We start from the raw sequence: 362 nt of genomic DNA on the forward strand, positions 1-362 counted from the left end.
TTCGCGGATCTCGACGGCGCGGGTGATGGCGGTGAGGGCCTCTTCCCTGCGCCCCAGGTCCGCCAGATGGTTGGACTGGTTGTTCAGCGACATGGCCAGGTCGGGGAGGAAGGCATCCGGTCGCTGCTCGGCCAGGGTTTCGCGGATCTCGACGGCGCGGGTGGCGGCGGTGAGGGCCTCTTCCCTGCGCCCCAGGTCCGCCAGATGGTTGGACTGGTTGTTCAGCGACATGGCCAGGTCGGGGAGGAAGGCGTCTGGTCGCTGGTCGGCCAGAGCCTGGTAGGTGTCGACGGCACGGGTGGCGGCGGTGAGGGCCTCTTCCCAGCGTCCCAGGTCCGCCAGACGGTTGGACTGGTTGTTCA

At 68.5% G+C, this 362-nt stretch carries 1 protein-coding gene; it reads right to left on the minus strand.

Annotation, left to right across the window (positions count from 1 at the left end; translation table 11 throughout):
* Positions 1–362, minus strand: a 362-nt coding sequence (locus ACZ4TO_RS13430; protein ID WP_468024201.1) for a tetratricopeptide repeat protein, incomplete at both ends; no start/stop codon positions are given.

It is taken from the genome of Streptomyces sp. NPDC028298 (genome assembly GCF_055565895.1).